Origin of the sequence: Ruegeria sp. SCSIO 43209, assembly GCF_019904295.1 — a bacterium.
In the GTDB taxonomy this organism is placed as follows: Bacteria; Pseudomonadota; Alphaproteobacteria; order Rhodobacterales; family Rhodobacteraceae; genus Ruegeria.
Map to the genome: position 1 here is coordinate 2,491,075 of NZ_CP065359.1, position 26,306 is coordinate 2,517,380.

Sequence of the window (26,306 nt, forward strand, 5' to 3'; positions counted from 1 at the left end):
AGGAATGACAGACACCATCACGATCCGCAAAGCACCGGGCAAATGGAGCGTCCGTTCAGGCGGCGCGATTTTGGGTGAAACCAACAACGCGCTGGAACTTCTGGAAGGCGACAAAGACCCGGTTATCTACTTCCCGCGTGCGGACATTGCGATGGCCTTTCTGGATCGGACCAACAAAGTCACCCAATGCGCAGGCAAGGGAGACGCCACGCATTTCTCGATCGTAAACAAATCCTCAGTCACCGAAAACGCCGCTTGGAGTTATGAAAACCCGATCGACGCGGTGGCCGAAATCAAGGATCACTTGGCCTTTTATCCCGCAGACTCGATCAAGGTGGAACAACTCTGATCCAAGTATCCGCGCAGGACCGGATCGATCTGCAAAACGGCGAAAATCCTCAGAACCTGCCCTGTCCACAATGTTGCGAGGTGACCATGACAAAGCGTCTATTGAATTCCGCAGGCCCGATTGCGGCCCTGACGATGGCCTTTTCAATGGCCCTGCCCGCCGCAAGCTCTGCCAACACTGGTCTGGCCAATCCCGCGGCAACATATTGCATCGCGCAAGGCGGGCTCTACGGTATACATGACGGCCCGGACGGTCAGAGCGGTATCTGCCAATTGCCCGACGGCACCCGGATCGATGCCTGGACCTATTTTCGCGAACACCATGCGGGCACGGATGGCAGCAAGCCGGTCGGCCTTGCAAATCCCGCCGCCGTGTACTGTGGCTCAATTGGAGGCGAATATGACCTGACCACGTCTCGCTGCGCACTGAGCGACGGTACGTCCGCCGATGCATGGGAGCTGTACCGCAAGGCACATGAAAAAACGCATCAGGTGGTGAACCCAGCAGCAGCCTACTGCCTTGAGATCGGCGGCAGCTACAAGATCAAAGACACTGGTTCGGGTCAGGTAGGCATATGCACCAAGCCGGACGGCACCTCGCAGGACGCATGGGCCCTGTTCCGTGCGGAAAATCCCGAGTGATCCGATCCGGTAATCAAGCCCGACATCCACACCCAAAATGAACTTGAAGCCCCGATTGAGCCGCAGTTTACTGACGATCAGAGCGCGTGTTAGTGACCGTTTTGCGACAGCCTGATCGCGTCCATTAAGTCGCCTTGGCTAATTTTCAGGTTTTCCTGCGACGGAAGCACATCATCTGGCTGTAGATTTCACTAGGATTTGCCTTCCTCGCTTTCGATGAAGGGTTCGAGATTCACGAAAGTCTGGACAGGGCATTTCACCGCTTTTTCGGGATTGCACAAACCAGCCTGACCGACCGGATCGACGACATACCTGATCTCCGGATTTGCCCTTCAGACCGCATCCTTGGTGCTCGATGCCGTTACAAATGACAGCGCCTTGTTTCCGTGAGCCGATATCCCCGGGGCCAATGTTCTTGATGTAAAACTGCCCCTTCGCACGCTTGAAGAACTTGAAAAACTGATGCCCGAGGTGGAGTTCCTTGCCTGTTTCGTTCAGGTTCTTCGATAGGTCAAATCGACCTCTGATCAGCCATTCGATGCAATCTCTGCACCGGCGGCCGAGAAAACCTGCCAATAAACACACACCCGCATCGAAACAGTAAGTCGCAACATAGGTTTCAGAATCACCCGTGCCGCGATTGCAGTAGCCCTGGACGATCTGCTGTTCTAGTGTCGCGCAGCGACCAGACATAGGACTTGGGAATGAAAATCGCCACCGCCGCCTACGACCTCGATTGGCTCGATAGTTGGGCTCAATATGAAGACAAGCTTGAGGCATGGGTTTCCGAGGCCGCAGGACAAGGTGCCGACCTTCTGGTCTTTCCCGAATACGGCGCAATGGAGTTGTCGACGCTCGACGGCCCTAAGGTGGCCGGCGATCTCGAACGCTCAATCCGGGCGGTTTCCGACCGGATGGAAGATGTACAAGTTGTGCATTCGCGCCTTGCAAAGATGTATAACACATACATTCTGGGGGCTTCCGCCCCGGTCATCGACGGACCAGGGCGCCCGGTGAACCGCGCAGTGTTCTACGCTCCTGACGGTCGTCTCGATCATCAGGACAAGCAGATCATGACACGGTTTGAACGCGAGGCCTGGGACATCGCCCCGGGCGGTTCGTTGAAACTGTTTGATACCGCATTGGGTAAAATCGGCGTTCTGATCTGCTATGACAGTGAGTTCCCTCTCTTGGGTCGGGCCCTGAGCGAGGCCGACTTGATCCTCGTACCATCCTGCACCGAAGCCCTGTCCGGGTATTGGCGTGTGCGGATCGGCGCCATGTCTCGTGCCCTTGAAAATCAATGCGTTACGGTAATGTCATCGTTAGTTGGCGGCAATGAATGGTCCGAAGCAGTCGACATGAATACCGGCATGGGTGGCGTGTTTGGCCCGCCCGATATCGGGTTCCCACCGACGGGAGTGCTTGCCGAGGGCACGCTGAATACCGCCGGCTGGACCTATGCCGAGGCCGACCTGTCCACAATTGCAAACGTCCGCGCAGACGGGTGGGTGTTGAACCGCACGCACTGGACCGAGCAAGACGCTCGGGTCGATTCAGTCACAATATCACCCCTTTAGGTGACTTCGCCCTTGAAATAAGGCCGAAATAGGCTCATTTAAGCGCACGATCTGCAGATTCTGCAGGTGCAACCTAATGATGGAGACAACATGGCCAAGGAAGATACGCTCGAATTTCCCGGTGTCGTGAAGGAACTCCTGCCTAATGCGACGTTTCGGGTCGAGCTGGAAAACGGCCATGAGATCATCGCACATACGGCAGGCAAGATGCGCAAGAACCGCATCCGTGTTCTGGCCGGCGACAAAGTTCAGGTCGAAATGACCCCATATGATCTGACCAAGGGTCGGATCAACTATCGCTTCAAGTAACGCTTCGTACATGGCGTTTATCCTCGGATCGGGCAGCCCGCGGCGGCTGGACCTGCTGGCGCAGCTTGGCGTTCGGCCCGATGCGATCCGTCCGCCGGATATCGATGAAACCCCGCTGAATGGCGAACTGCCAGCCCCCTATTGCAGCCGCATCACGCGGCAAAAAGTTCAGGCTGTTCAAGCTGATAGCGATGATATCACCTTATGTGCTGACACAACGGTCGCACTGGGTCGCCGCATTCTTGGCAAACCCGAAGACGCGGGACAAGCTGCAGAGTTTCTGCACGCCCTGTCCGGCCGACGCCATCGGGTGATCACTTCGGTCGCTGTGCGGCGCGGGGATAAAATCCTCCAGCGTGACGTGGTTTCTCAGGTAAAAGTGAAACGTCTGTCCGACAGCGAAATCAATGCCTATCTTGCGACCGATGACTGGCAGGGCAAGGCCGGAGCCTATGCAATACAAGGTCCTGCCGGTGCGTTCATCCCGTGGATTTCAGGCTCGTTCACCGGTATCGTCGGCCTGCCCTTATCCGAAGCGGCTGCACTGCTGCAAGGCATCGGCTATCCCTTATATCGCGAGGTATCATGAAGGGTCGTACCATCATTCTGGATCATATTCAGGGACGCGAAGCTGCAGCTCTGATGGTGGATGGTATTCTCGACGATTTCCTGATCGCCACAGATGCCCCTGCGCCAGGTACGATCTACCGCGCCCGCGCCGATCGCCCGGTCAAAGGTCAGGGCGGCATGTTTCTCACCACACCCGACGGCCCGGCTTTTCTGAGGCAAGTCAAAGGGTTGGCACCCGGCGCTTTGCTACTGGTGCAGGTGACCGGATATGCCGAGCCCGGCAAAGCCATACCCGTCTCGAACCGTATTTTGTTCAAAAGCCGCTTTGCGATCGTGACACCTGACGCGCCCGGCCTGAACATCTCGCGCCGTATCCGTGATGAAGATACGCGCGACCAACTTCTCGAAATCGCGCATGAGCAAATGGGAAACAGCACGCACGGCCTGATCCTGCGCTCGTGCTGTCAGACGGCGGATGCAGATGAAATCGCTGAAGATATCACAGCCATGTTGGCACTTGCCGAGCAGGTATTGGCTGATACGGGCAGTGAACCAGAATTGCTGAGCGAGGGCGATGGTCCGCATATCCTGGCCTGGCGTGATTGGACGGACCCGGCAGAGGTCGTGACCGCATCCGGTGGATTTGAGGACCACGGTGTCGTTGATGCGCTCGATACAGCAAAGGGGATTTCCGAAACGCTTCCCGGTGGAGGACACCTCTATATCCAACCGACCCGCGCGCTGGTTGCGGTGGATGTGAACACCGGCGCCGACACATCTCTCGCAGCGGGAACCAAAGCTAACTTCGCCTGCGCCAAAGCCCTGCCGCGCGCCCTGCGCGTGCGCGGGTTGGGGGGGCAGATCACTCTGGACCTTGCACCGATGCCCAAGAAAGACCGGAGGGGTTTCGAATCGGCCTTGCGGGCGGCATTCAAGTCCGATCCTGATGAGACGATCCTGGCCGGTTGGACCCCGCTTGGCCATTTCGAACTACAGCGCAAACGTGGTCGTATCCCATTGACGGAGATCCTGAAATGAGCTGCCCGATCTGCGGAGAAGATACCCAGCAGGCCTTTCGACCATTCTGCTCCAAACGCTGCGCGGATATCGATCTGGCAAAATGGCTAAACGGTTCTTATGCGGTGCCATCGCAACGTGAAGAAGACGCCGAGACGACCTCGGAACCAACCGAAAGCCCCACGTCTCGCCCGCATTGAAAAAATGTCAAAAAGCCTCTGGACACTGCCTGTGGCAAGTCATAGAAGGCCTCCACCCAATGGCAAACGCCATTCCCGTGCCCGGGTAGCTCAGGGGTAGAGCAGTGGATTGAAAATCCTCGTGTCGGTGGTTCGATTCCGCCCCCGGGCACCATTCCCAACAGGTAAGCTACTGTTTCCCTTCAGCTTTAACTGAAGCTGACCAAGGGCGTAGTACATGCTGGAGAACAAAACCGTTCCCTTCTCATTTGTGAATGCAGAGGTCTTCTACTTCACACGACGGGTCCCGAAAGACCTCGATCACCACTAGCTGCAGAGAAGTGTTGCTTTCCGGCGGTCTCCGAGCGACTCAATGCGATGGCTGAACTCGTGAGGCTGGGGATTCCCGTCTCGGCGAGTCTGCAGCCGCTTGTACCGGACAACGAAGAAGACGCGGCAAGACTAATTCGCGGATTCGCTGATTGTGGTGCGAAACACGTTTCGGTCGAGTAATTGAAACTGCCTATCGAAAAAATGCTTCGCAGTCAAAAGTGTTGGAAAGAGTTCTTCCGAGCGCCCGAAAAGACTACCAATCACGGCAAGCGGTTCGCGCAGCTAGGGAGTATGTGCTACCGCCTTAGCACAAGATTGAGGGCCACGAGTATCTATCAACAACCGCCAAGAAACATGGATTAATCCATGGCTATGCTGATAACGAGTTTTTGCTTCGCAACCCCTTTCGCTCTTGCTGTAATGGTGCAGATTAGTTCCTGAGGGGCTCTGGGTCGCTAACATCACTCATTTCATTGTGGTCAAGATAGCCATAGCTCAGCCCAAAACTCAGATCCTCAGCACCTATTCCTACCGAAAATTGAAGGCATGATCTGCACCTCTCAGACCTAGTTATCACCCATACGTCGATCCATGTCATGCCTATTGCTTCACCAACGCAGGTCCATCTAGCGCGGGGGACGATCTAAATACTGAAGATTATTAGTGCGATCAATTTACACCTTTAACCGCAGAATAAAGTCGGCGAAATTTCATCAACCGTTCGGAAAGTGCAGTCATTTCAGTGGGTTCAAACCTTTCGGTTGTGGGCGGCTGATATGCCAAATCAGCTTTCGTCAACGCGCCGAGACCACACGCCGCCAGCCGGGCTGCGCCATATGCCGGACCGGAATCCGCCCCATCAGATCGTACAATGGGTTTTCCAATCACCGGTGCGATCAAACCAAGCAACAATTCTGATCGGCTGCCGCCTCCTATGGCGGCCAATTCGGGCAGGTCGTCAATTGTGTCACCAAAACTGAGCGCTGCATCGGCAAAGCTAAACGCAATTGCCTCAACTACAGAGCGGCAGATGTCAGCACGTGTTGTTGAATCCTCCAGTCCAAAGAAACTGGCCCGAATACGTGGGTCTCCGTGCGGGCTGCGTTCACCCGTCAGATAGGGCAGAAAAATCGGAACGCGATCACCGTTGACCGTTTCAGCAAGCGCGACAACTTCGGTAGAAGTCAGCCCCAACTGATCCCCAATCCATGAAATGGGCCTTGCCCCGTTCAGCATCGCAGCCATTTGATACCAACGATCGGGCAGCGTGTGTGCAAAAGCATGAACATAGCTTTCAGGGTTAGGCTTATAACTTCGATTAGCCGCAAATAGCTGACCGGATGTCCCAAGTGAGATGAACCCACGCCCTGGCTCGGTAGCACCCAATGACACCGCCCCTGTTGCCGCGTCCCCTCCTCCGGTCACGACGGGAATACCGGGTTTCAGCCTTGTCTCTGCCGCAGCACGTGCGGTCACTTTCCCAACAACCGTTTGACCGTCGAATACTGGCGGTAACCAGTCGGGCTTTACAAATGTGGCTTCGGTAACAGCGGCATTCCATTTGCGCGACGCCTGATCGAGCCACATTGTTCCGGCCGCATCGGACGTATCGGTTGCCAATTCTCCATGCAGGCATAAGCCGATGTAGTCTTTGGGCAGCAGGATATGGGCAAGTCGACCGTAATGTTCGGGCTCATGTTGTCTAAGCCATGCAATCTTAGGTGCGGTAATGCCTGGCAAGGGCAGGACACCCGCAATCTGTCCAATCTTTGGTTCGGCCGCACGCAGTTCATCACACTCGCGTGCTGATCTGCTGTCATTCCAAAGGATCGCCGGGCGGATCGGACGCAGATCGCGGTCCAGCAAAACGGCTCCATGCATTTGACCGGACAATCCGACGGCCTTGATTTCGGACAACTCAATTCGGCCCACAAGTTGGTTCAAAGCGTCTACTGTCGCCTTCCACCAAAGGTCCGGGTGCTGCTCAGACCAGCCGGGTTGGAGTGAAGATGTCTGTATCCCCACCGAAGATGTCGCGAGAATCCGGTCGCTATCCGTGTAGGCAAGCTTGACAGCCGAAGTTCCGATATCGATCCCGAGATACACTCAAACCCCTCGCCCCGTTCAACTACTCGGAGACCGTCTGGCTATTGATTTTTTAGCGCGCGCAAAGAATATGTAAAGATACGATAAAATCAAGGCGGCTATGATCCGCAGGCAGACTAGCATGACCAAGATTAAGAATATGGAAGAGTTCGCGGCCCTCAGCGGCATTTCGCGGCCCACAGTATCCAAATATTTCCATGATCCCGAAAGTGTTCGCCCGACGACAAGGGCGCGCATCGAAGAAGCGCTCGAACGGTTTGATTACCGCCCTAACATTTATGCGGTGAACCAGAACCGAAAGCTGACCAAGAATATCGGCATCGTCGTACCCTATTTGTCTGACCCTTTCTTTGCAGAAATCGCACGGTATCTGGAACAATCCTGCATCGCGGCGGGCTATCGACCGTCTCTCTTCAGCTCACATGGCGAGCAAAAGCTCGAGAACGAAATTCTGGACGGCCTGCAATCCCTGAAACCCGCCGGAGTTTTGCTAGCCCCTTTGGGGCGTATCTCGGACCGATCCGCGATCGAGAAATTCTGTGCCAACGTGCCAACGGTCTTGTTTGACAGTAACCTGGATGGTTTGGGGGCTGCCTTTGTTGGATCGGACAATTTCAGTTTTGTGTCACAAACGGTCGAATACATGACCCGCACGGGCGAACCGCCATCTTTCTTTGAAATGCGTACGCCTGCGAATCCGAACGCCAACAAACGTCGAAAAGCTTATGTTGAGGTGATGGAGCGTCTCGGGTTTGAGCCTCATATCATCAAAGTCGACGGCATAGGCTGGGCATTTGAAGAAATCGGTCACCGGGGCGCGTTGAAAGTTCTGGACGAGCGTCAATTGAGGACGAATTCAGTTCTATGCAGCAATGACCGACTGGCAATTGGCTTTCTTGCGGCCTGTTACGAACAGGGGATTCGGGTCGGACGCAAGAACGATTGCACGCTGCGCGTGGCCTCAAATGACGATCATCCGTTCGCAAAATTCACCTGCCCTTCTCTGACCACAGCTGCGCATGACTACGACAACGTAGCCGGAAGAAGTGTCGAAACGCTGTTCGAACTCATTGAAAACGGGGGAGAATTTGAGGCGCGAACAGAAACCCTTTTCCCTGCGCGGCTCGTATTAAGGAATTCGGCATAGCTCGATAATTTTAACGCGCGTAAAGTTTTTATTGACGGCGCGACAATTTACACTCTACGCTCTCTGCACCACATCCAAGCTCAGGGAGGACAGGGATGTATCTCAAGCACGCACTTCGCGCGGCGACTGCATTGACATTCGTCGCTACGGCCGCAGCCCACGCGCAATCCATCACGATCGCCACCGTGAATAATGGCGACATGATCCGGATGCAGGGCTATACTGACAAATTCACCGAAGCGACCGGTATCGACGTCGAATGGGTAACGCTGGAAGAGAACGTGCTGCGTCAGCGCGTCACCACCGACATCACGACCAAGGGCGGTCAGTTCGACATCATGACCATCGGCATGTACGAGACGCCCATCTGGGGCGCGAATGGCTGGTTGGTTCCGCTAGATGGTTTGTCCGAAGACTACGATGTCGGGGACATTCTGCCCGCAATGGCGGGGGGCCTAAGCCATGAAGGGACGCTGTACGCAGCGCCATTCTATGGTGAAAGCTCGATGATCATGTACCGCACTGACCTGATGGAACAGGCCGGCCTTGAAATGCCCGACGCGCCTACCTGGCAATTCATCCGCGAAGCTGCCGCTGCGATGACGGATCGGGACAATGACATCAACGGTATCTGCCTACGTGGCAAGGCTGGTTGGGGTGAAGGCGGCGCCTTTATCACCGTGACAGGCAATTCCTTCGGCGCGCGCTGGTTTGACGAGGATTGGAAGCCCCAGTTCGATCAGCCGGAATGGAAAGAAGCGCTCACTTTCTTCGTCGACATGATGAATGAATCTGGCCCTGCAGGCTTCGCCACCAATGGGTTCAATGAAAACCTGTCGTTGTTCCAGCAGGGCAAGTGTGGCATGTGGATCGACGCAACCGTCGCGGCATCCTTCGTGACCAATCCTGACGACTCAACAGTGGCAGACAAGGTTGGTTTTGCACTGGCACCGAACTCGGAAGGCGTAGATAAACGCGCCAATTGGTTGTGGGCCTGGGCGCTAGCGATCCCAGCGGGCACGCAGCAAGAGGACGCGGCAAAGCAATTCATCGAATGGGCGACCTCGAAAGACTACATTGAGTTGGTGGCCGAAAATGAAGGCTGGGCCAATGTGCCGCCGGGTGCGCGAACCTCGCTCTATGAGAACCCGAACTACAAGGAAGTTCCCTTTGCGAACATGACCTTAGAGTCGATCCTGATGGCCGATCCACAGAATTGCTGCGCACAGCCGACGCCATACACGGGTATCCAGTTCGTCGCGATCCCCGAGTTTGCCGGTATCGCTACGCAAGTAAGTCAGGAGTTCTCGGCAGTTTATGCCGGACAGCAGTCAGTGGACGAAGCACTCGCCAAAGCGCAGGCCTTCACCACCGAAGAAATGGAAGCCGCAGGCTACTGAGGCATCCCTCCCCGGCGGGCGGGCAGAGGTCTGCCCCCCGCTCTACCCTTCCACAACTCGCGTTTTTCTCGCAGGCTTTGGTTATGCCTGAACAGAGAGGGTTTGCGTCATGGCAACTCAACATTCCCGATCCGTCGCGCGCCTGATGATGGCACCCGCAGTGGTCCTGCTACTTGGCTGGATGCTCGTGCCCCTGACGATGACGCTGTATTTTTCCTTCAAGAAGTATCTGCCCCTTCGCGGTGGCGACTTGGGCTGGGTCGGGTTCGACAACTATGTCCGGTTCGTCTCGTCCAGCTCCTTCTGGCCCGCGGTGCAAGCGACGTTGATGATCGTAGGCGGCGTCTTGGTGATCACCGTAATTCTAGGCATTCTACTAGCGATGCTGCTGGATCAACCCATGTGGGGTCAGGGCGTTGTCCGTATCCTCGTGATCGCTCCCTTCTTTGTCATGCCCACGGTGTCTGCGTTGGTGTGGAAGAACATGTTCATGGATCCTGTGAATGGGTTGCTGGCCCATCTATGGCGCTTTTTCGGGGCCGAGCCGATCTCATGGCTATCCGAGGCCTCGATGACTTCGATCATCATGATCGTCTCATGGCAGTGGCTACCCTTCGCGACACTGATCCTGCTGACCGCAATTCAGTCACTGGACAGTGAACAGCTGGAAGCAGCCGAAATGGATGGTGCGCCAGTCCTGAAACGCTTTTATCACATCGTCCTGCCACATCTGAGCCGCGCGATAACCATCGTGATCCTGATCCAGACGATCTTTCTTCTGTCGATCTTCGCCGAAATCTTCGTGACCACCGGCGGCGCCTTCGGCACCCGAACCCTCACCTACCTGATATTCCAGCGCGTGCTGGAAAGCCAGAATGTCGGCCTTGGATCAGCCGGAGGTGTCTACGCCATCATCCTTGCCAATATCGTTGCCATCTTCCTGATGCGCATCGTCGGCAAAAACCTGGACGCGTGAGGAGGAACGACCATGGCCCGCGCCGTCACATCCCGTCGTAAATCGCTGAACACCGCCCTTGCCTGGGCCGTTGGTCTGCTGATCTTTTTCCCGATCCTCTGGACGATCCTGACCAGCTTCAAAACCGAAGCTCAGGCGATCGCCAGCCCACCGCTGTTCCTGAACTTCGATTGGACGCTCGAGAACTATGCAATCGTACAGGAACGCTCGGATTACATGCGGTTCCTGTGGAATTCGGTGATCATCGCAGGTGGATCAACCATTCTGGGCGTGATCATCGCAGTGCCCGCAGCATGGGCCATGGCCTTCGTGCCGTCCAAGCGTACCAAGGACATCCTGCTGTGGATGCTGTCCACCAAGATGCTGCCCGCGGTGGGTGTTCTCTACCCGATCTATCTGCTGTTCATCCGGTTGGGTCTACTGGACACGCGCGGAGGGCTGGTCGTGGTGCTGATGCTGATCAACCTGCCGATCATCGTCTGGATGCTTTACACCTATTTCCGTGAAATCCCCGGTGAGATTCTGGAAGCCGCCCGGATGGATGGTGCCACGCTGAAAGAAGAAATCCTCTATGTGTTGACACCCATGGCCGTGCCCGGCATCGCCTCGACCGTGCTACTGAACTTCATTCTTGCCTGGAACGAGGCATTCTGGACGCTCAACCTGACTGCCGTTGACGCAGCGCCGCTTACCGCATTCATCGCCAGCTATTCCAGCCCCGAAGGCCTGTTCTTCGCCAAGCTCAGCGCGGCATCGACCATGGCGATCGCACCAATCCTCATCCTTGGCTGGTTCAGCCAGAAACAACTTGTCCGCGGCCTGACTTTCGGCGCTGTGAAATAAGGAAGACGACTATGGGACGTATCCAACTCAAGTCAGTGACCAAAAGCTTCGGTGACGTAGAGGTCATTCCACCACTAGATTTGACTATCGAGGACGGTGAATTCACCGTCTTCGTCGGGCCCTCTGGTTGTGGCAAGTCCACGCTGTTGCGGCTCATTGCGGGGCTAGAGGACATCACTTCGGGCTCCATCGACATTGATGGCGCGGATGCAACCGACGTACCGCCCGCCAAACGTGGTCTGGCAATGGTGTTCCAGTCTTATGCTTTGTACCCGCATATGAGTGTGCGCAAGAACATCGCCTTTCCCTTGCGTATGGCCAAGCTGGATCAGGCCGAAATCGACAAGCGTGTCGAAGGCGCGGCAAGCGTCCTGAACCTGAGCGATTATCTCGACCGCCGCCCGGGGCAGCTTTCCGGTGGGCAACGCCAGCGCGTTGCCATTGGTCGCGCCATTGTTCGTGAGCCCGCGGCATTCCTGTTCGACGAGCCCCTTTCAAACCTAGACGCGGCGCTGCGCGTTGGCATGCGGCTGGAGATCAGCGAACTGCACGAACGTCTGGCGACAACGATGATCTACGTGACGCACGATCAGGTTGAAGCCATGACAATGGCCGACAAGATCGTCGTGCTTCAAGCCGGTGTGATCGAACAGGTCGGCAGCCCGCTTGAATTATATCGGACGCCGCGCAACTTGTTTGTTGCAGGGTTCATCGGCTCGCCCAAAATGAACTTCATCGAAGGACCAGAGGCGGCGAAACACGGAGCACAAACAATCGGTATTCGCCCGGAACACATCGCGGTTTCGGAAACTGAAGGCGAATGGTCCGGGATCGTCAGCGTTTCAGAACACTTGGGATCGGACACCTTTTTTCACGTCCACGAGACCGGCCTGGCCGAAACCATTACCGTCCGCGCAGATGGTGAGGTCGGCTTCCGCCATGGGGATCGAATTCACCTGACACCGCGTGCAGATGTCATCCATCGGTTTGATGCGAAAGGCTTGCGGATCGAATGACACGCTTGGCAGGCAAAACCGCCCTGATCACCGGGGCTGCGCGAGGCATCGGATTGGCCTTTGCCAAAGCTTATGTTGCAGAAGGCGCGCGTGTTGCCATCGCCGACATCGACATCCAGCGTGCGAAAGACGCCGCCGCAGAATTGGGTCAGGTTGCATTCGCCATCGAGATGGACGTGACAAACCAACAAAGCATAGATGAGGCCGTCGCAAGAGCCGCTACACATTTCGGCCCTATCGACATTCTGATCAACAATGCGGCAATCTTCACCGCCGCCCCAATCGTTGAGATTGATCGGGAAGACTACAACCGCGTGTTTGACATCAACGTCTCGGGTGCTTTGTTCACGATGCAAGCGGTCGCCCGGCACATGATCGAGCACGGGACCAAAGGTCGGATCATCAACATGGCATCTCAGGCTGGGCGAAGGGGGGAACCTTTGGTCGCGGTTTACTGCGCCAGCAAGGCGGCGATCATATCGCTGACCCAATCGGCAGGGCTGAACCTGATCGCTCATGGGATCAACGTGAACGCAATTGCTCCGGGTGTTGTTGATGGCGAGCATTGGGACGGCGTTGATGCGTTCTTTGCAAAACATGAAGATAAACCGCTCGGCCAAAAGAAACGCGAAGTGGCGGCAGCTGTTCCCTATGGGCGGATGGGTCGCGCAGAGGATCTGACCGGGATGGCTGTATTTCTGGCCTCTGACGAAGCCAGGTACATTGTCGCCCAGACATATAACGTCGATGGCGGAAACTGGATGAGCTGATGAATCCTGTGGCAAACGCAAATCCTGCAGTACATCTAAGGCGAGATAACCTTTCAAACCTGCCGACAACTGTCAGGACCCCATCTTACAGGTGCTCGGACCTGACGCCCGGCATTGTCCATATCGGTCTTGGGAATTTTCACCGCGCGCATCAGGCTTGGTATATCCATCAGTTGATGCAGCAAGGTCAGGCCCACGACTGGGCAATCATCGGAGCCGGTGTGCGAAGCTACGATTCCGAGATGCGAGGGCGTCTGCTGGCGCAGGACTGCTTGACGACATTGATCGAACTGGACCCGAAAGGGATGTCCGCCCAGGTAATTGGTCCGATGATCGATTATCTTCCGGTCGAGGCAGGCAATGCAGCGTTGATCCGCAAGATGTCCGAGCCTTCCATCAAGATTGTGTCTTTGACAGTGACCGAAGGTGGATATTACCGAGATGCCAACACGGGTGCCCTCGACACAGATCACCAAGAAATTCTTCATGATGCAGCAAATCCAAACCAGCCGCGCACGGCCTTCGGTGCGATCATTGCGGCGCTCAAGCAGCGCAGGGCGCAGGGCATCAAACCCTTCACCGCGCTGAGCTGCGATAACCTTAAGGATAATGGCGTGATCCTGAGGAACTGCGTTGTCGGTCTAGCACGCCTGTCTGACCCTGCTCTGGCCGACTGGATAGACCAGAACGGCGCATTCCCCAATTCAATGGTGGATTGCATCGTGCCCGCTACAACAGACCAAGTGATATCACAATGCCACGCACTTGGCGTCGATGACCAAGCACCCGTATCGCACGAGAACTATCGCCAATGGGTGATCGAGGACGATTTCTGCGCCGGGCGCCCACCCCTTGAACAGGTTGGCGTCACGCTGACCCGTGATGTCCAAAGCTATGAGACGATGAAACTGCGCATTTTGAACGGCGGTCACCAGTTGCTTGCTAATGTCGGCGAAATACTTAATGTCCCGACAATTTCGGATTGCATGCAGGACCGGGATATCCTGGCGTTTTTCAGAAAGGTCCAAGAAGAAGAAATTCTGCCTCATGTCGCAGCCGTCCCCGGAGCGACTGCAAATGAATACCTTGAGCAGGTTGAGACGCGATTTGCAAATACGGCCATTCACGACACGACGCGCCGGGTTGCTTTCGATGGATCGGCGCGACACCCCGGGTTCTTGCTGCCGTCACTTCGTGATGCACTTGCGGCAGGCTCTTCCATAAGCGGGCTCGCGCTGGCCGAAGCTTTCTGGTGCCGGATGTGTGCAGGATACCGTGAAGATGGCTCCGAAATCGCCCCCAATGACCCCCAATGGGAGAGTCTACAGAAAGCTTCGCTGGCTTCCAAAGACGATCCAGAACTCTGGGTCGGCCAGCAACACTATAGCGATGCTTGCGCCCTCGGCGCAGGCTTTCCCAGAGCTTTTGCCTTCTGGCTAACTACGATCTGGAAACACGGCAGTCGGGCAGCTATCGCGGAATATATCAATCGCAGTTGAGCCCTTTTCTGAACGCGCTTTGCAGAGCAGGGTCAGTCGCCGATACGAATATCGAGCGACACAGTATTCAGCCATCCGGCCTTAGCGAAGCCGTTGATTTTGATACGACCCCAATACCCACTACGCGCAAGTTTTGCGATTTTCGCCTATAAGTTCTTCCATCATGTCCACGCATCCGAGAAGTTGTCATCGAATTTAAGCGCAAACCAAGTCGGCGGAGAGCCCTTAAAGGATCAAAATGAGCGACGCCTCATTTAACGCACAGGTCGTGTAGCGGCCCTTCATTCGTGTTATCAATTGTGTCAACCAGAGGATTGGTTGCTTTTTTCGACAATAGTTGCCCGCTTAGACGAGACACTGCTTAAACTAAAAATCAGAATTACTTCGCTTTGCGTCGATGAATAAAGTAGTCAACAAGTGCGAGACCAGAACATCAGCCCAACCTTCTATTTGCTTCGTCACGGCGAGACCGAATGGAACTCCCAAAAACGGAGGCAAGGACGTCGGGACTCGCCCCTGACCGACCGAGGCATTCGTCAAGCATTGGCAAACGCAAGTAAACTACGAAGCCGCCTTTCTTTCGATCATTCGCTTTCAATATTTTCGAGCCCGCTTGGCCGAGCTGCACAGACAGCATCAATCGTGATCAAGGAACTAGGTCTGCCGCCAGAAATCATCGAGTACGAGACCAGTTTGGTGGAATGCAGTTTCGGGCAATGGGAAGGATTGACTGAAAAAGAGATCACTCGACAGTTTCCCAAGGAATGGGAAGCGCGATGCTCTGATCGCTGGAATTATCCACCCCCGGGTGGAGAGTCCTATGCTGACGTGCACAATCGTGTTTCCTCATGGTATTCGAGCAGCTCGTTCGAAGGAACAGTGATAATTGTTGGCCACGGATTAACATCCCGCGTGTTTCGAGGAATCTTCCTGGGCCTATCCGCACAAGAGGTATTTGAATTGAACGAACCTCAAGACGGCTTCATCAGGTTGCAAGACGGACATTCAGCCTACATTGAACACTAAAGCTTCGTTGATTGGGCATTTGTCCCGAGTATCCGGTTTTCCGTTGGTTGCAGGTCCAAATTATTATCTCGATGAAGCGGGGGATATCGGCTCATTCACCGCAAATTCAATACGACACTGAGTTTTCACAAACTGCGCCCCTGTAGTTGAATGCGCCACTTCAAGGATAGATTTGTTTTTCTCGGTATGTTTTTTTGTTAGTGTAACACACTGTTCACGCCGACCTCTCCAAGCGAAGCAATTTCTGCTGCACACGGATCTTAATCGCATCCATTGGCCAGCCTTTCGGCATGATCCAATGCGGCTACCTAACAATTGCACGGTGCTTTAGACGATGGTTCTTTTGCAAATTTAGGCTAGTTGATGTGTCTGATCCTTCCCAACTGCAACTGAAAAGAACATGAACGGCGTCAGCTTTTGTGGCGCGGTGCTCACCGGCAATCGACACTCCACCTCACGCCCAAATCCGACAGATGCCTTTGAACCCGCCCAGGATAATCAGATACAATTGCATCCACGCGCAGGTCGATCATTCTGCCTATTTCTTCGTGCGAATTGACCGTCCATACGGCAACACATAGGCCCAGTTCTTTTGCGCGCGCCACATTTTCAGCCGTTACATCCGTGTAGTATGGGCACCAAAGCGAACCGCCAGCTTGCTTGACCAAATTTGGAATTTCATCACGACGACCACGAAAGTCAGGGCAAACCGCTTTCGAGGAATCCTCACCAACATCCGCCGCGTTTTCCGGAAGCTGCGTCAGGTAGGAAGACGGCATGTCAGGAGCCTGCCGCTGACACTCCTCCAACAGGTTCCAATCAAAACTGTGGAGCACCGCGCGCGAAGACAATCCTTTGTCACGTACTTCTTGAAGAACCCGCCCGACAAATTTCTTCCTATAAAGCGCATCGTGAGCCAAATCCGGATCCGACTTCAGTTCGAGCATCAAATAGGCGTCGCCGTATTTTGGATCATCAACCAAATCCAGCAAATCCTGCAACTTTGGAACACGGATGCCATCCAGTTGAGCCTGGTCCGGAAACCGTTGGCCATAAGCCGAATGACCATCCAACCGCCCGATGTCAAATTGCTGGATTTGCTCGAACGTCAATGACGAGACCTTCGGCTCTTCTCCGGTCAGAAACAGGCCATTTGCGTCACGAAAGCTAGGAGCGTGCAGCCGATGGTTGTGGGTTATGATCGGTACGTCATCGGCCGTCAGGACAACATCAAACTCAAGCAGCGGGACGCCGATAGAGAGCGAAAAGTCAAAGCCAATCATACTGTTTTCGGGCAGCACACCCCGCGCACCTCGATGCCCCACAACCCGGATCAGGTTTTTGCCACCACGAAAGGCTTCAACCTGTGGAAAGACCATCAGCCTTCCAACCTCTTGCCGGATGAATGGTCAAACAGATGCATGTGCTCTGAGGCAACTGAGAACCGCATGCTCGGATGCCGGCCTTCGATTGGGTGGACACCCGGAAGACTTATCGTAATCGCGTCGCCTGCATCCGTGAGCTGGCCATGCAATAAGGTGTTTGCGCCTAGCGGTTCCGCCATCTGAATAGCGGCTTCCAACGGACCATTGTCGTCCAGAAACAGATGCTCTGGTCGGATTCCAAGCTTTAGTGGGATATCAGGCCCCGTGGATGGGCCAATCTCTAAGCCCCCTATCTTAACCGTTCCGTTTTCACGCTGAGCATCAAAGATATTCATTGCAGGGCTACCAATAAACTGAGCCGCGAAAAGGGTTCCTGGTGTTTCATATACCTCCAATGGCGTCCCAATCTGCTCAGCGATGCCTCCGTTCATCACGATCATCCTGTCTGCCATCGTCATCGCTTCGACCTGATCGTGAGTCACGTAAAGCGATGTAATTCCAAGCTTTTCCTGAAGCTCGCGGATTTCTAAACGCATCTGAACACGCAGCTTTGCATCAAGATTTGAGAGTGGTTCATCAAACAGGAAAACCGCCGGCTCGCGAACAATTGCCCGCCCCATTGCCACCCTTTGGCGTTGACCGCCTGAAAGCTGCCGGGGTTTGCGGTCCAACAAAGCTTCCAGCTGCAACAGTTTGGCGGCCTCGGTCACCTTCTGGTCAATCTGGTTCTTTGGAAGCCCCGCGATTTTCAGCCCATACCCCATGTTCTGGCGCACCGACATATGTGGGTAGAGCGCGTAATTCTGGAACACCATCGCGATATCGCGATCCATCGGCTCTTTGTCGTTGGCTCGTTCTTCTCCAATCCGGATTTCACCGGACGTTACGGTTTCAAGGCCCGCAACCATTCGCAAAAGCGTGGATTTTCCGCAGCCCGAAGGGCCAACAATCACAATGAATTCACCGTCCGCAATATCTATGTCGATGCCATGGATAACATCCGTCGGGCCAAAGCTCTTTTTGACATTCTCTAAGTTTACTGTTGCCATTTTTTATTTCTCGCTATCGACAAGGCCGCGGACAAAGAGCTTTTGCATAGACACCACCACGATGACCGGCGGGATCATCGCCAAAATCGAAGTGGCCATGATGACCGGCCATTCCGCTACGTCGTCGCCGGATGGGAACATCTGTTTGATACCCATCACGATGGTGTTCATTTCAGGATCGGTAGTGATGAGCAGCGGCCAGAGATATTGATTCCACCCGTAGATAAAAAGGATCACGAACAGCGCCGCGATATTCGTTCGGCTCATGGGGACCACGATATCAATGAAGAACCGCATCGGGCGGGCACCATCGACGCGTGCAGCTTCGGCCAGTTCATCCGGGATCGTCAGAAAGAACTGCCGGAACAGGAACGTTGCCGTGGCCGAGGCGATTAAGGGGAAGATCAGCCCATAGTAGCTGTTGAGCATGCCGAACCCGGCGACAACTTCGAACGTCGGCACAATACGAACCTCGACCGGAAGCATAAGCGTTAGGAAGATCAGCCAAAAGAACGTCGTTCGCCCGGGAAAACGGAAATAGACGATCGCAAAAGCTGACAGCAGCGAAATTATGATCTTGCCCACTGCGATTCCGATGGCCATCACAAGACTGTTGAACAACATTGTGGCGACTGGGACGTTCACACCGGAGAACAGCGCGGCCTTATAGTTTTCCCAGAATTGATCGCCGGGAAGAATGGGCATGGGCGGCGAAACGATTTCCGGCTGGGTCACAGTCGATGCCACGAACGCCAGCCAGATCGGGAAAAAGATGATTAAGACGCCAAGGATCATCATGGCATGGGTCAACCAGATCCCCATTCCACGTTTTTCGACCATTCCGTGTTGTTGGGCTGCCATCAGTAGTGCACCCTTTTTTCCACGTATTTGAATTGGATGACGGTCAGCAGACCAACGACAATAAGCAGGATGACGGACTGAGCGGAGGACGAACCGAGATCTTGTCCAACGAACCCATCCGAGAAGACTTTGTAGACTAGAATGGTCGTCGCCTGCTGTGGGCCACCGCCAGTGATCGTGTGGATGACGCCAAAGGTCTCAAAGAATGCGTAGACAACATTCACCACCAACAGGAAGAACGCGGTTGGTGACAAAAGCGGCAGCACGATTGTGAAGAACCGGCGCCAGAAGCGCGCGCCGTCAATTGCCGCAGCCTCGATCACCGATCTTGGGACCGACTGCAGCGCTGCGAAGAAGAACAAGAAGTTATAGCTGATTCGCCCCCAGGCCGAGGCTACAACCACCAGGCCCATGGCCTCGGTGCCGTTCAGAACGTGGTTCCAGTCATAACCAAGCTGGCCGAGGTACCACGACACGACACCAACACGTGTGTTGAACATGAACAGCCACAGCACGCCTGCAACAGCGGGGGCAACGGCGTAGGGCCAGATCAGCAGCGTCCGGTAAATACCCGATCCTTTGATCAGGCGGTCCGCTATGACGGCCAGAAACAACGCCGGGATCATCGAACACAGCGTGACGAGCGTTGAAAACACCGCCGTCGTCACGAAAGAAGCACGGTAGAATTTATCGCTCAGCAGGAATTCAAAGTTGCCGAACCCCACGAATTGGGACGACAGCCCAAAGGGATCAGGTATGAACAAAGACTGCCAAACCGCCTGTCCGGCCGGATAGAAAAAGAAAACGGCGGAGATAATGACCTGAGGGGCGATCAGAGCCAATGGCAGAAGCCAGCCGCGAAAGGTGACGCGTTTTTCCATCCCGATAAACCACCGAATAAAGAAGATGCGGGCCCGAAACAGGCCCGCATCGAATTAGGACTTATTGATTGGCAGACTCGAACCGGCGCAGTAGGGCATCGCCGCGTTCTTTCGCACTGTCCATTGCTTCCTGAGCGGTCTTTTCACCGGACCAGACAGCCTCGAGCTCTTCGTCGATGATGCCGCGAATCTGGTCAAACGACCCCAGACGCAGACCCTTCGAATTCGCAGTCGGCTCTTTGGCGGTCATCTGTATGACAGCAATGTCAGTACCTGGGTTTTCTTCATAGAAACCAGCATTTCGGGTCGCGACGCCAGCTTCGGCGGTGATTGGAAGATACCCTGTGTTCTGGTGCCAGTTCGCCTGAACGTCCGAAGATGACAGGAAGCTCAGGAATTCACCGACACCTTTGTATTCTTCAGGATCGTGACCCTCCATCACCCAAAGCGAAGCGCCACCAATAATGGTGTTTTGCGGCTCGCTTACGACCGCCTCCCAATAGGGCAATGGGCGCACGTCGAATTCGAACTCAGCCTCAGAGCTAATGCCGGCATAACCTGCCGAACTTTCGGTGAATAGCGCGCATTCACCTGCCCGGAAGTTCGCGCCACCTTCATTTCTGCGGCCGGTATAGATGAATTTACCATCTTTGGCCCAGTCACCCATCGCGGTCAGGTGCGCCACCTGCGTCGGTCCATTCAACATCAGTTCGGTATCAAGACCGGCAAATCCATTATCCTTCGAAGCGAATGGGACGTCGTGATAGGCCGAAAGGTTCTCAAGGTGGATCCAGCTTTGCCAAGCAGTGACCAGCGGACAGTCTTCACCCCCAGCCTTAAGCTGGTCAAGAACGTCACCAACTTTTTCCCAGGTCGACAAATCCGTGTCAGGGTCAACACCCGCCGCTTCCATAGCATCGCGATTGACCCAGAGAACGGGTGTTGACGAGTTGAAGGGCAGCGACAGCATGTCCCCGTCAGTGGTCGTATAGTAGCCTTTGACGGCACCAATGTAGGCATCAGGATCGAATGATGCACCGCTTTCAGCCATCACTTCATACACGGGTTTGATAGCCCCTTCGGCCGACATCATCGTTGCCGTGCCTACTTCGAAAACCATCAGGATATGTGGTTGTTCACCTGCTCGGAAAGCAGCAATACCCGCATTCAAGGTTTCCGAATAGTTGCCTTTATGGCTTTCTACTACAGTGAACTCATCTTGGCTGGCATTGAACTCTTCAACCTGAGCCTTCACAAGATCGCCTAGTCGACCGGTGAAGGCATGCCAGAACTGAATTTCGGTTTGCGCCATAGCCGCCACCGGCGACAGAGCAGTTGTTAAGGCGAGAGCGCCTAGAAAATTCTTTTTCATGATTCCTCCCATGCATCAGGGGTTGATGCTTCGTTGAATACCGACCGCAACGCGTAATCAGCACACATGACGATTTCACGACGTTAACGTTACAATTTTATAATTCAAGCATTTAATTTTTGAGAAAAACATAACATTACATTATAAACCAACCAGGCAAACAACGAACCAGGTTCAAAATATGAGTCAAACTTTGCGGATCCGGCAATTGGAAGCGCTCATGGCCGTTTCCACCAATGGGTCGGTCACTGCTGCAGCAACGGATCTTGGGATAAGTCAGCCCGCAGTCAGCAGACTGCTTTCTGATTTGGAAAAATCACTTGGCTTTCAGCTTTTTGATCGCCGCGAAGGTCGCTTGGTGCCCTCACAGGAGGTACGATATCTGCAACCCAGCGTAGAGCGCGTTCTGGAATTGATGAAGCAAATCTCGGATGTCAGTCAGGACATCACACAGCGCAAAGCGGGTCACATCCGCGTCGCTTGCTTACCGGGGTTCGCCACAAGTCATCTTCCCGATGTCGTCGCCAAGTTTTTGCAGGATCGGCCCGGCGTCACCCTGACGATTGAACCAGATCGACCGGAACGGATTCTCGAGTGGATGATAGGTGAGCAGTATGATTTCGGGATCACGGACAGCTTTAACGGTCACCCGGCCGTTGAAAGCAGAAACATCAATGTCCGCACAGTTTGCGTGTTTCCCACCGGGCATGAATTGGAAAGCCTCGCTGAGGTGACACCAGCGGATATTAAAGATGCTAAAATTATCCATACACGACGCGACAGCGACTTTTTTGGGCGGCTTTCCAAAGCGTTTCAGAGCGCCAACGTAGAGTTGAATTCCCACATCGAAGTCAGGCAGTTCACCGCAGCTTGTGAGTTGGCACTAAAAGGTGTCGGAGTTTCCGTGGTAAGCGAGTTGGACGCCATCCAGTATTCAACGCGTGGATTGAGCTATAGGCCGTTCAAGCCATTGCTTCCACATACACTATCGCTTGTGCGCCCAATATTGAAACAACCGTCACTGGTGACACTCGAATTCATCGAACAGTTTCAAGAAAGCTTAAAACCGTTCAAAGCCCAATGAGCCCGTCAAAAAACCACGGCACATGAAAGAGCCTTTGCGCTGCCGACAAATCACCTACCCCTTTCTGCATAAGAAACATCAGAGTTTTGAGACCTCTGGGCATCATCCGGATCCAGCACCAAAGCGATCCACACCCATTCAGCCATGATCAGTGAAACAGCCATAAATTTCGCAAAGGAGCATCAATTGCAAGCTTCCTAATCCTTGCTCGCCAAAGTCCATTTGACCGCGCAAATAGCATTCGTCTGACCAACGTGCTAGCGCTGCAGTAAGAGGCAGGCTTATCCGTAGTGCAGGTTGATCGAAATGCGGGGACCGATGTTATCGAAGGTTAAGTTTGAACAACGTAAACGCACTTATGCTGAACCAGCGCACTGTACACGAAATGATCGAGCCAGTTCAGATGCAGGTTTTACGCAGCACCAACAAAACTGTGTCCAGATAGTTCAGTTTCTCCGATCATTGGCCACCCTTAAACTTCCGCCACTAGAGCAAGGAGCAGAATAATGGACATAAGACCACTGACAGGCGGTTTGGGAGCTGAGATCATGGATGCTGACATCCGCGACAGTACCCAGTTTGAAGATATTCACGCCGCGTTTGCAAAGTACTCTGTGATCGTCGTCAGAGATCAGCAGGTCAGCCCAGACGATCACCTGGAATTTGCCCGTCGCTTCGGTCCGATCAATGTCAATCGATTCTTCAGACCTGTCGATGGCCATCCTGAGATCGCCATGGTGCTTAAGGAAAAGGATCAAAGAGAAGCGGTCGGCGAAGGATGGCATACCGACCATTCGTACGATCAAGAACCCGCCATGGGTTCTATTCTCCATGCCATCGAAATGCCGCCATACGGCGGGGACACGCTTTTTGTTTCAATGGGCGCAGCCTATGACGCACTGTCCGTGCCGGTGCGCCAGTTTCTGCATGGGCTTACAGCCATTCATTCATCGCGGCATGTCTTTGGTGCAGCTGCGCAAGAAAGCGAGGCTGCAACGAGCGGGCGTCTGAGCAACGCAGAAAACGCCGTTCAAGACGCACGCCATCCAGTAGTCATCACGCATCCCTTGAGTGGGCGTCGCGGATTATTCGTGAACCCGGTGTTTACCACGCATATCGAGGGCCTCTCCCGTGAGGAGTCCGATGCAATCCTTGCCTTGCTCTATGAACATTGCAAACAACCTGAATTCCAATGCCGCGTCCGATGGCGGACTGGAGACATCACCATGTGGGACAACCGAGCGACATGGCACAAGGCCATCAACGACTATCACGGATTTCGACGCCTGATGCATCGAGTAACTGTGGAAGGCTCAGCTGTTTCCGCCATTCAGCCGATATAGAATACAGCCCCGAGGGTGCGCAAAATTGCCTATGGTGTGAGTTCGGACCATTAAATTGCCAATGTCGCGAATGCCTGATTTGACGGACCCAACCGTCACAATGGCAACCTCAAGCAAATGGTGGGTTCGGGCTGTTCTCGATTTTGGTGTTTGCGCCCGGAAGGACAAGTTGTTGCTGAACCGCAATCAGCAGCGGGGAGCTGTCCCAATCAGGTTCCCCATAGTAACAGACGCCGGCTTTCTGTAAACTGCTCAAGTGCAAACAGGTAAAGCCTGATTTCAAGCAGAATTCGCCGCCAGGGACCGAAGCCCCTGACAGATGTTGAATTTACCAGGTTGAGTCCGGGTCAACTTTGAAAAGATGCTCCATAAACACGCGAGTGACGGCCTGCAGTTTATCGGTGCGCGCGTGGTCGCGTTGCAGTTCGGCTGGAACCACATTCCATGTTATAGGTTCAACACCAGCCTCGATCATGCGGCGCATGCCGTTTGCGTGGCTGGTCTGAGTGATCGATCCAACGGCGTCTTCCGGAACGTAGACGTCATATCCGGCCAACTCGGCCTCAATCGCGGGATAAGCCAGACACACATCCGTCCAAAGACCGCCCATTATCAGCTTCTTTCGGCCCGTTGCTTCAACTGCAGCTACAAATTCAGGCTCTTCCCAAGCGTTCACATTGGTCCGGTCAACAAATACCGCGTTCGGGGCCAGTTCGCGCAATTCTTCGATCATAGGATCATAGCCGTTCAATCCTACGGCTACATGGCTGAATATGATCGGGATGTCGTAGATCACGGCGGTCTTTATCAGACCAGTGGTGTTGTTGATCAGCTCTTCGTGGTTGATATTCTTAACCCCAGCCAAAATCGGCGGCTGGTAGTCGATAAGGATCAGCGCCGAGTTAGTCGGTGACAGAAACGGGTCATTATCTGCGGCTCGGACAGGCGTGCCTTGATAGCCGTCTGGGTATGTTGCGACACCATCCACTGTTTTGATCATAGGTATTTCTGCGGTTGCAGGGAGTGCTACGGCGCTGATCGTCAAGCTCAGGGCAGTGGCGAACGGTTTGATGAAAGTGGTCATGGGAGCATCTCCATTAATGATGGGGGTTCAACCGTGCACATGCTCGGCGATCAGTTGCGCGACAGATGGTCCGGGACCAACAAGTTCCAGGACATTACGATCCGGATCGCGGATGAAAATTGTCTTGGTACCGCGAAATTCTCGACGACCTGTTATGGCTATGCTGTGTTCGGTAACAAAGGCCTCGGTTGCTTCGGCGTCCCTTACCTTGACGGCCAGGTGCGTGATGCCGGGAAACTTCTCGACCTCATCCATCAAGACGTTTTCACCAGCTTTTGCTGTAGCGGGGCCTAACAGGTTGATGTTGATCCCGGACGGATGCAGCATCACCAACGGATGGCCATGGTCATAGCCGCCATCCGCGATCAACTCGAATCCCAGCAACTCATAGAAGGCGACTGATGTATCGCGGTCGCTGATGCGGATGCCAATGTGATCGAAGTTTCTTATATCCAACATGGTTTGGCCTTTCATTACACTGCAACCAATGTAACTATACTTGCATTGATGCTTAATAGCTCATCTGGAAGGTAATTTTTTCCAAATGGATCATAATAAGGATTTGTTCGACGGCGTGGTTCTGTTCTGCACAGTAGTGGAACAGGAAGGCATGAGCGCCGCCGCAAAACTGCTGGGCCATACGCCTAGCCATGTCAGTAAAGAAATCGGACGGCTTGAGGCCCGGCTTGGCGCCCGGTTATTGAATCGGACCACGCGTCGGATCAGCCTGACGGAATCCGGGCGCATATACTATGAAAACGCCCGCCGGATTGTGGATGACGCCCGCGCCGTACAAAACAGGTTGCATTCCATCGGCGACAGACCCTTTGGAGAGCTTCGGATGAGCGTTCCTGTGGTTTTTGCACATGGATGGCTGAACGATCGGTTGCCCGAATTTCTGCAGCGATACCCCGAAGTTGATCTGAACATTGACATATCCGAGCGCCGGGCCGACATGATCGGTGAAGGCATCGATCTGCTGGTGCGCATCGGTGATTTGCCTCCGTCCGATTTGATTGCACGCGAACTTTTTCGTACACAAGGTCTTACATTGGCTTCCCCCGCCTATCTGAAACGAAACGGCACGCCCCGCCACCCCGATGACCTAAAGGGGCATCAACTAATTGATTTTTCGTTTCACGGGGCCACCCAAAACTGGACCTACCCAGGACCAGATGGTGAGGCAATCGCGGTTCCAATCGCTCCTCGTATTCGATGCAACGATGGTCATACCGAAAAGGTGCTGGCCCTTGCTGGTCGTGGGATTACACGTCTGCCTCAGCTTTCCTGTCAGACTGAACTGGATGCCGGGGCATTGGTGGCGATCTTACCCGATTTCAGCCCGCCTTCTATCGGAGTCCATGTGATCTATGCCAGCCGCGACAACCTGCCCGCAAAGACCCGCGCTATGATCGATTTTCTGGTCGAAATGAGCGGCTGAAGTCAGGTGCCGCCGAAGTTTCACAGTCCTTCGTTTGATGTGAGC

Annotated in this window: 26 protein-coding genes and 1 tRNA gene; 19 read left to right on the top strand and 8 right to left on the bottom strand. The window is 54.4% G+C overall.

Annotated features, from left to right (window positions below; translation table 11 throughout):
- Positions 1-4 precede the first annotated feature (4 nt).
- From I5192_RS12545 to I5192_RS12580, 8 genes are all read left to right on the top strand, one after another.
- Complete coding sequence (locus tag I5192_RS12545) at positions 5-349, top strand: DUF427 domain-containing protein (RefSeq protein ID WP_170392698.1); 345 nt, start codon at positions 5-7, stop codon at positions 347-349.
- A gap of 86 nt (positions 350-435) precedes the next feature.
- A complete protein-coding gene (locus tag I5192_RS12550; protein ID WP_170425066.1) occupies positions 436-990 on the top strand; it encodes a DUF333 domain-containing protein in 555 nt (184 codons plus the stop codon).
- Positions 991-1,694: 704 nt separating this feature from the next.
- Positions 1,695-2,570, top strand: coding sequence for a carbon-nitrogen hydrolase family protein (locus tag I5192_RS12555; protein ID WP_170402459.1), 876 nt, complete (start codon positions 1,695-1,697; stop codon positions 2,568-2,570).
- 90 nt (positions 2,571-2,660) lie between these two features.
- Positions 2,661-2,879, top strand: a complete 219-nt coding sequence (gene infA, locus I5192_RS12560; RefSeq protein ID WP_005978431.1) for a translation initiation factor IF-1 — start codon at positions 2,661-2,663, stop codon at positions 2,877-2,879.
- Positions 2,880-2,889: 10 nt separating this feature from the next.
- The gene (locus I5192_RS12565) at positions 2,890-3,468 is read left to right on the top strand and encodes a nucleoside triphosphate pyrophosphatase (RefSeq protein WP_223116963.1); all 579 of its coding nucleotides are present in this window, start codon (positions 2,890-2,892) and stop codon (positions 3,466-3,468) included.
- Positions 3,465-4,487 carry a ribonuclease E/G gene (locus I5192_RS12570; protein WP_223116964.1) on the top strand — a complete coding sequence of 341 codons (1,023 nt, stop codon included), beginning with the start codon at positions 3,465-3,467 and terminating at the stop codon, positions 4,485-4,487. The genes I5192_RS12565 and I5192_RS12570 overlap by 4 nt, the downstream gene beginning before the upstream one ends.
- The gene (locus I5192_RS12575; RefSeq protein WP_170513305.1) at positions 4,484-4,666 is read left to right on the top strand and encodes a DNA gyrase inhibitor YacG; all 183 of its coding nucleotides are present in this window, start codon (positions 4,484-4,486) and stop codon (positions 4,664-4,666) included. Before I5192_RS12570 ends, I5192_RS12575 begins: the two co-directional genes overlap by 4 nt.
- A gap of 79 nt (positions 4,667-4,745) precedes the next feature.
- Positions 4,746-4,820: transfer RNA gene (locus I5192_RS12580), tRNA-Phe, on the top strand.
- 827 nt (positions 4,821-5,647) lie between these two features.
- On the opposite strand, the gene xylB is transcribed toward I5192_RS12580, so the two are convergent.
- Positions 5,648-7,084, bottom strand: coding sequence for a xylulokinase (gene xylB, locus I5192_RS12585; protein WP_223116965.1), 1,437 nt, complete (start codon positions 7,082-7,084; stop codon positions 5,648-5,650).
- 121 nt (positions 7,085-7,205) lie between these two features.
- Between xylB and I5192_RS12590 the strand changes: the two genes are divergently transcribed.
- The 8 genes from I5192_RS12590 to I5192_RS12625 all read left to right on the top strand — a co-directional run bounded on the left by I5192_RS12590 (position 7,206) and on the right by I5192_RS12625 (position 15,761).
- Complete coding sequence (locus I5192_RS12590; RefSeq protein ID WP_170392704.1) at positions 7,206-8,231, top strand: LacI family DNA-binding transcriptional regulator; 1,026 nt, start codon at positions 7,206-7,208, stop codon at positions 8,229-8,231.
- 95 nt (positions 8,232-8,326) lie between these two features.
- Entirely contained in the window at positions 8,327-9,631 is a 1,305-nt protein-coding gene (locus I5192_RS12595) for a sugar ABC transporter substrate-binding protein (protein ID WP_170392705.1), read from the top strand.
- A gap of 109 nt (positions 9,632-9,740) precedes the next feature.
- Complete coding sequence (locus I5192_RS12600) at positions 9,741-10,607, top strand: carbohydrate ABC transporter permease (RefSeq protein ID WP_170392706.1); 867 nt, start codon at positions 9,741-9,743, stop codon at positions 10,605-10,607.
- Positions 10,608-10,619: 12 nt separating this feature from the next.
- The gene (locus I5192_RS12605; RefSeq protein ID WP_010443328.1) at positions 10,620-11,450 is read left to right on the top strand and encodes a carbohydrate ABC transporter permease; all 831 of its coding nucleotides are present in this window, start codon (positions 10,620-10,622) and stop codon (positions 11,448-11,450) included.
- Between the two features lie 11 nt (positions 11,451-11,461).
- Positions 11,462-12,466: an ABC transporter ATP-binding protein gene (locus I5192_RS12610; RefSeq protein ID WP_170392707.1), complete on the top strand. Its 1,005-nt coding sequence runs from the start codon at positions 11,462-11,464 to the stop codon at positions 12,464-12,466.
- Positions 12,463-13,236, top strand: a complete 774-nt coding sequence (locus tag I5192_RS12615; RefSeq protein WP_223116966.1) for an L-iditol 2-dehydrogenase — start codon at positions 12,463-12,465, stop codon at positions 13,234-13,236. Before I5192_RS12610 ends, I5192_RS12615 begins: the two co-directional genes overlap by 4 nt.
- Positions 13,236-14,735, top strand: coding sequence for a mannitol dehydrogenase family protein (locus I5192_RS12620; protein ID WP_223116967.1), 1,500 nt, complete (start codon positions 13,236-13,238; stop codon positions 14,733-14,735). The genes I5192_RS12615 and I5192_RS12620 overlap by 1 nt, the downstream gene beginning before the upstream one ends.
- Positions 14,736-15,152: 417 nt before the next feature.
- Positions 15,153-15,761: a histidine phosphatase family protein gene (locus I5192_RS12625; RefSeq protein ID WP_170392710.1), complete on the top strand. Its 609-nt coding sequence runs from the start codon at positions 15,153-15,155 to the stop codon at positions 15,759-15,761.
- 431 nt (positions 15,762-16,192) lie between these two features.
- On the opposite strand, the gene I5192_RS12630 is transcribed toward I5192_RS12625, so the two are convergent.
- The 5 genes from I5192_RS12630 to ugpB form a co-directional block, all read right to left on the bottom strand.
- Positions 16,193-17,140 carry a glycerophosphodiester phosphodiesterase family protein gene (locus tag I5192_RS12630; protein ID WP_255611817.1) on the bottom strand — a complete coding sequence of 316 codons (948 nt, stop codon included), beginning with the start codon at positions 17,138-17,140 and terminating at the stop codon, positions 16,193-16,195.
- A complete protein-coding gene (gene ugpC, locus I5192_RS12635) occupies positions 17,140-18,195 on the bottom strand; it encodes a sn-glycerol-3-phosphate ABC transporter ATP-binding protein UgpC (RefSeq protein ID WP_223116968.1) in 1,056 nt (351 codons plus the stop codon). Before ugpC ends, I5192_RS12630 begins: the two co-directional genes overlap by 1 nt.
- A 3-nt stretch (positions 18,196-18,198) precedes the next feature.
- Positions 18,199-19,035: a sn-glycerol-3-phosphate ABC transporter permease UgpE gene (gene ugpE, locus I5192_RS12640; RefSeq protein WP_170392936.1), complete on the bottom strand. Its 837-nt coding sequence runs from the start codon at positions 19,033-19,035 to the stop codon at positions 18,199-18,201.
- Between the two features lie 20 nt (positions 19,036-19,055).
- A complete protein-coding gene (ugpA, locus tag I5192_RS12645; RefSeq protein WP_223116969.1) occupies positions 19,056-19,937 on the bottom strand; it encodes a sn-glycerol-3-phosphate ABC transporter permease UgpA in 882 nt (293 codons plus the stop codon).
- Positions 19,938-19,998: 61 nt separating this feature from the next.
- Complete coding sequence (gene ugpB, locus I5192_RS12650) at positions 19,999-21,309, bottom strand: sn-glycerol-3-phosphate ABC transporter substrate-binding protein UgpB (protein WP_170392713.1); 1,311 nt, start codon at positions 21,307-21,309, stop codon at positions 19,999-20,001.
- A gap of 181 nt (positions 21,310-21,490) precedes the next feature.
- On the opposite strand from ugpB, the gene I5192_RS12655 reads away from it, so the two are divergent.
- Positions 21,491-22,393: a LysR substrate-binding domain-containing protein gene (locus I5192_RS12655; RefSeq protein ID WP_223116970.1), complete on the top strand. Its 903-nt coding sequence runs from the start codon at positions 21,491-21,493 to the stop codon at positions 22,391-22,393.
- Positions 22,394-22,899: 506 nt separating this feature from the next.
- Entirely contained in the window at positions 22,900-23,736 is an 837-nt protein-coding gene (locus I5192_RS12660) for a TauD/TfdA family dioxygenase (RefSeq protein WP_223116971.1), read from the top strand.
- A 328-nt stretch (positions 23,737-24,064) separates the two neighbouring features.
- On the opposite strand, the gene I5192_RS12665 is transcribed toward I5192_RS12660, so the two are convergent.
- Together I5192_RS12665 and I5192_RS12670 are read right to left on the bottom strand one after the other, a co-directional pair.
- A complete protein-coding gene (locus tag I5192_RS12665; protein ID WP_223116972.1) occupies positions 24,065-24,820 on the bottom strand; it encodes an isochorismatase family protein in 756 nt (251 codons plus the stop codon).
- Positions 24,821-24,847: 27 nt separating this feature from the next.
- A complete protein-coding gene (locus I5192_RS12670) occupies positions 24,848-25,279 on the bottom strand; it encodes a VOC family protein (RefSeq protein ID WP_170392717.1) in 432 nt (143 codons plus the stop codon).
- An 85-nt stretch (positions 25,280-25,364) separates the two neighbouring features.
- On the opposite strand from I5192_RS12670, the gene I5192_RS12675 reads away from it, so the two are divergent.
- On the top strand, positions 25,365-26,261 hold the full coding sequence (locus I5192_RS12675) for a LysR family transcriptional regulator (protein ID WP_223116973.1): 897 nt from the start codon (positions 25,365-25,367) through the stop codon (positions 26,259-26,261).
- Positions 26,262-26,306 lie beyond the last annotated feature (45 nt).